The 10,506-nt window shown below is 37.5% G+C and carries 8 protein-coding genes; all 8 read left to right on the top strand.

Annotated features, from left to right (window positions below; translation table 11 throughout):
- On the top strand, positions 1-1,981 hold a 1,981-nt coding region (locus tag JCM21531_RS23010; RefSeq protein WP_279379103.1), incomplete at its 5' end, for a Kelch repeat-containing protein.
- Positions 1,927-3,537 carry a DUF6531 domain-containing protein gene (locus JCM21531_RS23005; protein ID WP_369347714.1) on the top strand — a complete coding sequence of 537 codons (1,611 nt, stop codon included), beginning with the start codon at positions 1,927-1,929 and terminating at the stop codon, positions 3,535-3,537. The genes JCM21531_RS23010 and JCM21531_RS23005, both read left to right, overlap by 55 nt.
- A gap of 113 nt (positions 3,538-3,650) precedes the next feature.
- Positions 3,651-4,340 (top strand): RHS repeat domain-containing protein, encoded by a 690-nt coding sequence (locus JCM21531_RS23000; protein WP_243467836.1) that lies wholly within the window; start codon positions 3,651-3,653, stop codon positions 4,338-4,340.
- 158 nt (positions 4,341-4,498) lie between these two features.
- A complete protein-coding gene (locus tag JCM21531_RS22995; RefSeq protein WP_243467835.1) occupies positions 4,499-5,893 on the top strand; it encodes a hypothetical protein in 1,395 nt (464 codons plus the stop codon).
- Positions 5,894-5,973: 80 nt separating this feature from the next.
- A complete protein-coding gene (locus JCM21531_RS22990) occupies positions 5,974-6,987 on the top strand; it encodes an RHS repeat domain-containing protein (protein ID WP_243467834.1) in 1,014 nt (337 codons plus the stop codon).
- Complete coding sequence (locus tag JCM21531_RS22985; RefSeq protein WP_243467833.1) at positions 6,984-9,224, top strand: RHS repeat domain-containing protein; 2,241 nt, start codon at positions 6,984-6,986, stop codon at positions 9,222-9,224. The genes JCM21531_RS22990 and JCM21531_RS22985 overlap by 4 nt, the downstream gene beginning before the upstream one ends.
- 138 nt (positions 9,225-9,362) lie before the next feature.
- A complete protein-coding gene (locus JCM21531_RS22980) occupies positions 9,363-9,851 on the top strand; it encodes a hypothetical protein (protein ID WP_243467832.1) in 489 nt (162 codons plus the stop codon).
- The gene (locus JCM21531_RS15865; protein WP_038291294.1) at positions 9,851-10,408 is read left to right on the top strand and encodes a hypothetical protein; all 558 of its coding nucleotides are present in this window, start codon (positions 9,851-9,853) and stop codon (positions 10,406-10,408) included. Before JCM21531_RS22980 ends, JCM21531_RS15865 begins: the two co-directional genes overlap by 1 nt.
- The last annotated feature ends 98 nt before the right edge of the window (positions 10,409-10,506 follow it).

The raw sequence follows: 10,506 nt of genomic DNA, 5'->3' as shown, positions 1-10,506 counted from the left end.
AAGGTTAGAGATAGCAGGAGACTATAAGATAAACGGATCTTCATACTTTGAGATGACAGAAGAGGAAGATTATGTATTAGTAAGAGGGAATTTCGAAACAGAGAGCATAAAAAATCATGAGAGTAAATTAACAGCTGGAATAATGGAAGTGAGAGGGAATTTTACACAAAAACAATACTTAATGGATAGCTATAACTTTAAGGCAAGTGGAACTCATAGGGTTGTATTAAGTGGGGAAGTACAGCAAACAATAAGTTTTTCGAGTCCAAATTTATCGCAATTTAACATATTAGAGAATAGAAACACATCTGGGAAAGAACTAATATTTAAAAGTCAATATAATGCAAAGGTATTTATAAACAACACATCAGGGTTGTCACCGATGACAGTAGAATATAGTAGTTGGAATTTAGCAGGGAATGAAGTGATAAACGGAGATTTATACATAAAAGGAAGTAAATTGAATCTAGAAGGGAAAACACTAAAGGTAAACGGGAACTTGATACAGACTGGAGGAACATTGGATATAAACGGAGGAAGGCTGGAGATAGCAGGAGACTATAAAATAAGCGGATCTTCATACTTGGAGATGACCGAAGAGGAAGATTATGTGTTAGTAGGAGCAAATTTTGAGACAAAAAGTGGAAAAAGTCATGAGAATAAATTAACAGCAGGCGCGTTAGAAGTGAAAGGGGATTTTACACAAAAAGCTGGAGATAACTCTAATTTTAATCCGAGTGGAACTCATAGGGTAATATTAAGTGGTAGTGAAGTGCAAAATATATATTTTAACAAAATAGCTTATTCTAAAATTAATAATCTTATCATAACCAAACCACTGAGTGAAGGGTACACATATAATGTGCGAGAGATATACGATTCAAAAGCGAAAAGATACTACTACGAACTGCCATGGAATTTCCTAATTGAGCAATTTGACCCAAACCCTCAACCGGGTACAATGATATCCAAAGCATCGCTTGAACCTGCCAGGAAAGGACTGGCACTTGCTGAAGTAAATGCAAAACTGTACGCCTTTGGAGGAAGCTATCCTGATCCGGAAAACAAAGGGACTACTATATATATTGACACCGTATCGGAATATGACCCTGTAAAAAACCTCTGGATAGAGTATGCACCGGGTTCATCACCCAACCCAAATAAAAAGATGCGCGAGCCGAAATCAAATATGGCTGTAGCATCAACCGACAACAGAATCTATCTGATAGGTGGATTTGACGGCTTTAATTACCTCAATACTGTCGGGGTATATAATACATCAATAGCTGAATTTGACAATTCCGTAGCTTTTCCTGCGATTAGCGAAGCAAAAAGCGGAGCAGGAGCTGTGGTAATTGGGGACAAACTGTACGTTATCGGTGGTTATAACGGCTTAAAATACAGTGATACGGTTGAAGTGTGCGACCTGTCGGCAGACAATCCCCAGTGGACTGTTAAACCGAAAACTTCAAACTGGATGACTCCAAGGGCAGACTTTGGTATAGCAACCTATGGAGGTAAAATATATGTATTCGGCGGACGTGGTCAAAGTGGATACCTATCATCTATTCAAGAATACGACCCGCAGACAAATACATGGAAAACAATAAACTCAAAGCTGGCAGAAGCAAGAGCAGAACTTAAAGCATTGACAATGAGTGGAAAGATATACATCTTAGGAGGTACCAACAATAGAGCTTCAGATACCGTTGAGGAATTCGACCCTCACGAAAAAACCATAAAAAAATTGCCTCGCCTTAATAGAGCAAAGAGCTCTTTCGGGGCAGTTGTGGCATACAACAAAATCTATATAGTTGGAGGTACAGATGGGTATAATGTCCTGAGCGAAGTTCATGAATACTTTACCCAGGTAATACCAGGATTGACATACCTTGATGGACTAAATGCCTTGAGGGCAATACCGGCATCTTTGACCTCAATGGTGTTAACAACGTTTCCGGAAGTTATTCTACTCAGGTAGAGGACTTCAGAATCGATAGCCCTGCAATGGATGTAGCGGTTACGCGAACATACAACTCAAACAACATAAAAGTAGTTAACGGAACAGTTCAGGAGGATGGTTGGAGTTTTAATTTCGAATCTTCAATCAGCGAAAAGTATGACGGTATTTATAAGAGAGTAACTGCGTCAGCTCTTAACTTAAGACAAGAGCCTCCAAATATAGAACAGCTTACATATTTAGATCCGATGCAATGGCGTATAATAAAGAGCCTTGCTTATGGAAGTATTGTGGAATTTGAAGGCTATATGTTAGGAAGTAAGTGGATAAAAGTAAAAACTATTGACGGAATGTATACCGGTTGGGTGTGCACAGACTATATTGAAGATGCTGACGGTATCGAGGTAACTTATCCGTCGGGAGCAAAAGCGATATTCAAACCTACCGGTAACGGTAAATACCTCCCGCCTCAAGGAATATACGATGATCTGAGGGATTTGGGCAACAATGTATTCAGGCTTACAACCAAAGATGATCAAATAACCTACGAATATCATGACGGCAAACTTGTAAAGATAATTGACAGATATGGAAATACAATCAAATATCATTACGAGAACGGAAAGTTAAAGAAGATATACGATTGTGATCCGAACAATGAAAACAACTCAATAGGAAGAATACTTACCTTTAGCTATGAAGGTAATAAAGTAAGAAGCATACAGGATAATTCCGGAAGAACAGTAACTTATACATATAATAACGATGGAATGCTGGAAACAGTAGAAGACCTTAACGGCTATACTACAAAATATCTGTATTACCCAGCCGATGACGAGATTGAAGGACAGAGACATAAACTAAAAACGATTTCAAAAATAAATGATTCGAATGAAGAAGTTAAAATACTTACAAACGTATATGACGGCTATGGACGTATGTACAAACAATATGATACTGAAGGAAGGCCCACATACTATCTTTACACGGATTTGATTTGCGATGAAAAGGGAGAACAGCCTACAGATAAAAATGAGGTTGCACGCACCGTTATTGATAAAAGAGGTAAAATCTCAAAAGAGATATATAATATCAACTTTGCAGGAAAGCCTCTAAAGACAATCGATGCAAAAGGCAGGGAGACGACCTATAAGTATGAGATTAGGCATAATACCGGCATAATTGATATTACAAACTTTACATATAATGATTTGAAAAAGAGCCCGGCATATGATGACATTCGAAATAAAAATCTGCCGGAGATAGTTACAACAACATTTAATGGAAGCACAACTAAAGTGGAAAAAGACGAAAAGGGTAATACTATAATGATAACTTACCCGGACAATTCCACAAGAAAGTTCAGTTATTATGAAAATGGGGACCTAATGTATGAAATTGACCAGATGAACCGACAGACATTTTACATGTACGAAAACTATGAGTCATACCAGGAGAAGGGGGTCACAAAGTATAGAAGTAGGCTGACAAGAATTGTAAAGCCGCAAGACCCCGGAGTGTATATACAAGCACAAAACTGCCGACAGATAATGTTCTTAAAGCAGGCGATGCTGTAACTCGCTATAAATATGTTACCGGTTACAACAAAGTAAAAGGATGCCTCATAGAAAAAATAACATATCCAAACGGTACATGGACTACATATAAATACAAAGACAACGGTAACTTGTTGGCAACAAGCGACAAGGTAGACCTTAGTGTGTCTGGAAATATTGATGCTGCTTATCAATATGAATACGATAACTGCTTTAGAGTAAGTTCGGTGACAACACCGGAAGGATTTGAGACAGAGTATCGTTACAACAGCACAAACCGGGTAACTCATGTAATAAAGAAAGACTTGGGCGGAAAAACAGTAAGTGTTCACAGGACCTACTATGACTATGACGGAAGAAAGAAGAAAGAAGTCAATCCTGTGATGTATAACAGCATGTATGACAAAGGAGAAGACTATAATGGTACAGCATCTACAGTTTATGAGTATGATGTATATGGAAGAGTGACCAAGGTTACAAACAATATCCAAGGCTTAAGCTTTTCAAGCACTATAACCGAATATGAATATGATGCAGAAGGAAACCTCATTGGCAAGAAAAACTACAGCAAGGCTTCAGCCGGAGCAGATGAGGTGTTGGAGTCCTATTACATTTATGAATATGATTCTTTGAATAGACTTGAGGCTACGTATTTCAAGGAAGATGACAATCCAGATACAAGCGCGGTTAAGCTTGAGGAGTATATCTATGAAGATATATATGGCGACAGTATCGTAAATCGAAAAAGATATATAAACAGTATCTTGATGACGGCAAGTTTGCAAAAACCGAATACATTTATGACTATGCCGGAAGGGAAATAGAGGTAATACATCCTGATGAGACTAAAGTTATAAAAACAGTCACTACATATTATCCGGACGGAAATGTAAAGACTGTAAAAGACCCAAGGGGAAGCAGCATTTATTATACTTACAGGAATTACGACTCGAACAGAAATTTATACTATGATGAAAAGTATGTGCCTGTAGAAAAGCTTAACAGTAATACTTACGAAATATCCTATTCAAGGGTTAATTACGACAAGGCAGGAAGAAAGGCCGAAGAGGTAAACTATGTTGACCTAATTATAGCTGCAATAAACATTGACGGTACATACAGTATGGCATCGAATGCTCTTGCCGGCAAGAAATACAACAGCATATCATACTTGTATTACAACGATAACAAGGTAAAACAAGAAAGCAGTTCAACCGGCAAAAAAGTAGAGTATTTCTATAATGATGACGGTAATCTTATTGAAGAAAGGACAACCTTTGATAAGGATATATATGGAAGCGACAGGAAAAAATCAGTTCTATACCTCGAATACAATGCTCATGGAAAACCGGAGAAAACCGCAGTACTGGTAAGGAACCAAGATATTTCCCGGGATATGGTGTTGAACGGAGATAATGTTGTACCGTTTGAAAGCTTATTTCCTGTAAATGGCCAAGGTATAAGAGATTATGGCCCGTATGAATATCACGGAAATTGCAGTGCAATTGTTACAACTTACGGCGATTTTGATGCATTGGGTAATGCCGGAAAAATAACATACCCAAGTAACTTTATTGAGAAATTTACTTACGACAGTCTTGGAAGGCTAGTAAAGAAGAGTGTAACAATCAGAGATATGGAAAATCCGGAAAACCCAGGACGTTATAAGACGGTAGAGACTATTACAACTTACAACTGGGAAGGCAAAATCGCAAAAGTTGAGGTTTTATCCAAGTACGAGGGCATAGTTGACAAGTTGAGCAGCATAGCTTATGAATATGACGGCAGAGGCTTTATGGTAAAAACAACTACTGACGTTACTTTCAACAAATACGATCAAGTTAGTAAAACCGTAAAACAGGAGAAGGAAAGTGTAACTACCGCATATGAGTATGACACTGCAGGAAGATTGATAGCTGAGGTGTCGGCACAAAACTATATTGAAGGGAAAAAACCGTCGGAGACAGGAAACTATGTAAAATATACCTACTATGATTCGGGAAGGCTAAAGACAAAAAGCTTTGAGGGTATTACAAAAAAATACAATCCGGCGACCAAAGCTTTTGATGATGTTGCATCAAGTATTGTAATTGAAGCTTATGCTTATGATGAAAACGGTAATGTTACCAAAAAAGTGGACGGTGAAGCATATAACAAAGCAGGAGGTTCAATTGATAACGCTTATGGTATAGAGTATACATACAATCTTGCAAATCAACTTAAGACCGAAAAGGATCCTGAATTTACAAATGCAGGTACTGGCGGGAACTACAACAAGAAATACATATATGACGGAATTGGTAGAGTGGCTTATGAGTACACCGCATATGGCAAGAACTTGGCAGTTACACAATACGACTCATCACACCGGGGGTAGCTTCTTCCATAGTTCCGGTATCAGACCTTTGTTACGCATTAACCAGATATGCTTATGATGATGCAAACAGAAAACTTGATGTGTATGTTTTCGAGGACATTGACAATCCTTTGGGAGAGGAAGTTAGGGTTAAGATTGAAATCTATGATTATACAGGAAATGTAAAAAGTACTACTGATGCCAAAGGAAATATGACGGTTTACGAATATAATGATCTGGGCAATTTAAGGAGCGTAACTTATCCTTCTGACGAATCGATTGATTCGAACACAGTGGAATACAAGTATGATTCCATGGGTAATGTCAAGAATGAAAAGAACGGTCTTGATGTAATTAAGGAGTATGAGTACGATGAGCAGGGAAGATTACTTAGCACCAAAATCTATGGCAGCAGTGGAATAAGGAATGAGACAACAACACGCTACGGCTATGATTTATTAGGTAATTTGGTATATGAAATCGATCCGAATGGAAATGTCACCAAACATCAGTATGATGAGTTGGGAAGAGAAATAAAGACTGTAGTGAATAATAAGAAATTAATCAATCCTAACACAAAGGAGATAAATACTTCAAGAACATCACAGCATGAGGAATATATATGCTATGACAGAGATGGAAATGTTGTAAAAGAAGTAGAAGTAGTTAAGTCGATAGGCAATACAACAAAATCATCTGTTAGAGTATATGCCTATAAATACGACAATATGGGAAGGCTTATTGAAAAAGTTGACCCATCCGGCGCGGCGATAGAAAAAATCAACTACAATTTAAATAGTGCCCAGATTCAATCCTTTGACGGTGAAGACCATGTCAAAGAATTTGAGTATAATAAGAACGGTATGCTTGTAACTACAAGGGATTACCATGACGGAAACGTTGTGCATGAATGGAAACAGACATATGATGCTGCAGGCAACATTTTTACAAAAGATGACGGTCGGGGAAATGAAACAGTATATATTTACAATTGGCGCGGTCAGTTAACCAAAGTCAAACTGATGGAATATGACTCCATAGGCAGTAACGGACAAAAGAGGTTTAAGGACATAAAGACCTTGCACGCTACAGCTATGATGCCAACGGTAATATGAAATCCCAAAGCTTCGAGGGAAAACCTGCTGTTCAATATGAGTACAATGCTAGAAATCTGGTAAAGAAAAAGATTTATCCGGGAACTGTTGATAATATTGAAACTTATAGCTATTATGAAGATGGAGCGTTAAAACAGAAAATTGACAGAAATAATATAACCACAACATACCGGTATTATCCGCAGGGCTGGCTGGCAGAAGAGAACGCCGTCAGGTCAGGGGATTATACAAAGAGAATCTATACATACGATAATAACGGAAACCTGCTGGAGGCGACTGTTGAGACATCAAGAGGAACAGGAAACAGCATTATAAGAACTTATGATGATTTAAACAGGGTAATATCAAAAGCAGTAACCGGTGTAACAGGCAAAGCGGTGTATGTTTACGACATTGTAACTGATTCCGGAATGATTGCTGAGACAGCAATTGACCAGAAGTCAAATATGACCACGAAGGTTTATGATGCTGTCGGAAGACTTGAGTATGTAAGGAATGGAAGCGAAACTGCACCATATATTGCATATTATACTTATTATAAGAATGGCGCGAGAAAGAGTGTTGTATATAAAAACGGTGCAAAAGAAGAGTATGAATACTATAATGACGGACTGTTGAAAAAGCTTGTAAACACAATGTCCGGATACACTGAAGCCTATGTGTATACTTATGACGCAAGCCATAACATCACATCAAAGGTGGATGGAAAGGGTAAAACAGTATATACTTATGATGCGCAGAACAGGCTCGAGTCGGTAGACGAGAAATACATTAACAAGGTGACTTTGTATTCATATGATTCTGCTGGTAATAGAGAGAAGGAAGAAATACAGTTAAATGGTTCAATAGCCCAGACAAATACCTATCATTATAACGACTTGAATCGGCTTGAGCGTATTGTCATGGTGGGCCAGACCAATAAAACCGTTACTTATGGTTACGACAACAACGGCAACCAGATAAGCTGCTCGGATACCGGAGCAATAAATGAATACGATGAATTTAACCAATTAATAAGCACAACCATTACTGGTGGCTCTACTGTTGAAAATATATACAATGCAGAAGGCTATAGGATAGGGAAAAAGGTTAACGGAACCTTGACAACTTATGTATATGAGTACGATAAGGTGGTACTTGAGCTGGACGGCAGCGGAAACGCCAACCGCAACGTATATGGTTTGAACCTGCTTATGCGTACTGTAGGTACAGATAGCTACTACTATATGTACAATGGACATGCTGATGTAACAGCATTGGTTAATGCTGCGACAGGAGAAGTAGATGCTACTTACTACTACGACGCGTTTGGCAATATCCTTGAGTCGACAGGAAATGTAGATAACAACATAACTTATGCCGGATATCAGTACGATGAGGAGACAGGATTGTACTACCTCAATGCGAGAATGTATGACCCGAAGATTGCAAGATTTTTGCAGGAAGATACATATACTGGTACACCGGATGACCCGCTTAGCTTGAATCTGTATACGTATGTGAAGAATAATCCGCTTATATACTATGATCCGACAGGGCATTTGGAATCAAAGATATCTATGCATTTGTATAAGCCTCAGGGGGCAGAAGAACTTTTAGATGATTTTATAAACAGATCTACAGCTGAAGGAAAAGTTGCGCTTTATAAGATTCAACAGGCTAGTTATTTGATAACATATGCGATTTTTAATGCTTATTCTCTTGAACAAAAAGCACGGTACATACAAGATGCATTAATTATTGCTGAACAGGCAAGGTATGAATATTCCAAACATGACTTAATCTATGGTCGACTAAAGTATGGTAAGGACTATAGAAAAGATGCGAAACCTGTAAATGTTAAAGATGATTGTTATAGGTTTAGGACAATCTTTTACCTTCTGGGAGAAGATTTAGGTTATGATTTACTTGATGGAGATACGCATGAGAAGATAACAAATGAGTTGCCACAATTACTTAGAGACATCGGATATGATTTTGACAGAATTCAATTTGAGATGGCACTTTTGAACTTTAGGGAAGATTTTTGGTTAAATACAGCTATAAAGAATGGCAATGGTGAAATGGCCCAGTATGCGCTTCTTTCGTTAGAGACAATAGGTGGATTCCACCATGCGAATGCAGCAAGTTTTTCTCACTATTTAGGTATGAATTTGGTCTCATTAAATATACACAAGTATTCTGTGCCATCGAAGCCTATATATATGAAGAATGGTATAGGTAATAAATGGGAGTAAATAGAAGTTTATGGGTACAACAAACCGAGGAATACTGTTACTTTAAGCAGTAATATTGGAAGTGCCAGCCTGGATACTAATAGGGTAACGAGTAATTTTCTACAAGAGTTGTTAAGGAAAAATGGCATTCCAAGTACCTTGATAGATGAAGAAATAGCTGCTGCTAATACTGTAGACTTAAGAATGCAGAAAGGACTTAATGGAGGAGTCGGTAATGAGGGAACGCCTAAGACTACAGGTGCATATAATCCTAACCTTAGCATGGATATTGGTAATGGTTTAGGTAAACTAAATGGGAAATCAATAAATGTAAGTGAAAAGGGGTTAAATTTAGTAAAAAAACATATATCCCAGTTTGGAGATATTCCTGAAAACCAAGCGATGATAAACAGAATTGAGAGTGCATTAAAAAATGGGCAGCCTATTACTGGTGCTGATGCGAGTTTTTATATGCATGAAGTGGCAGAAGCTACAATGATGCAGAAGGGTATACCTTATGAAGTAGCACATGAGGCAGTATTACAGAAATATAATGTTTCACCATATAGTGTATATCACCCTGAAGTAATCCAACAGTTTTCAGAGTGGTTTAACCAAGGATTTAAAGATTTCTGGGGGTTAAAATAATGATTAATATCAACAATATAGGAAAATTGAAAAAATGCAGAGTTTGGTTGGAAGAATTACCATTGTATGAATACAAGCCTGCTAAAGTATTGAGTTCAATATTAGAAACCTCTATTTGTATGAGTAGAGAAAACCAAAAAATAGCGATTGAAATATTTGTCGCACCAAGGTATTACGCATTTTTGGGAGCTGAATATGTTTATAAAGAATCAAATAATCTTGAGATTCATGTAAATGTTTCTAATGATTCTGGAGAGATTATCACTGAAACATTGGCGCTTCCTTCGGATAAAGTGCATCTAGGGATATCTAATGAATATGCTCAAACCATTCTAAATACGTCAATGGAAGTGTTTATGAAGCTAAGTGTCATTCCTTCTGGTATCTTAACTTTCAATATTGGTGGTTTTAGTGATTATGGTTCAAATCAGGTTATATTTAAAAAAGTTACAAGTATTATAGTTAGACTGCTTGTTAGCAATATAAAGAACACAGAGATAGATAAAATTGAAAATATAGTTAAGAATGAAGTAGACAAACCATTAACAGATATTTAATTGGTGAAAGGTCACACAGTTTCGTCTGATGTGGCCTTTTTCTTATCTATGCTTGACACAGAGTATTACGAAGTGATACAATAAAACCAATAAGAAAC

Origin of the sequence: Acetivibrio straminisolvens JCM 21531 (assembly GCF_000521465.1) — a bacterium.
Classification (GTDB): Bacteria; Bacillota; Clostridia; order Acetivibrionales; family Acetivibrionaceae; genus Hungateiclostridium; species Hungateiclostridium straminisolvens.
Note: the sequence above shows the minus strand (reverse complement) of the source record. Positions and strands in the feature narration are given on the sequence as shown.

Excerpts from the sequence above, each read along its gene's own strand:
- JCM21531_RS15865 (WP_038291294.1), top strand. The coding sequence starts at position 9,851 with ATGATTAATATCAACAATATAGGAAAATTGAAAAAATGCAGAGTTTGG.
- JCM21531_RS22985 (WP_243467833.1), top strand. The coding sequence starts at position 6,984 with ATGAAATCCCAAAGCTTCGAGGGAAAACCTGCTGTTCAATATGAGTAC.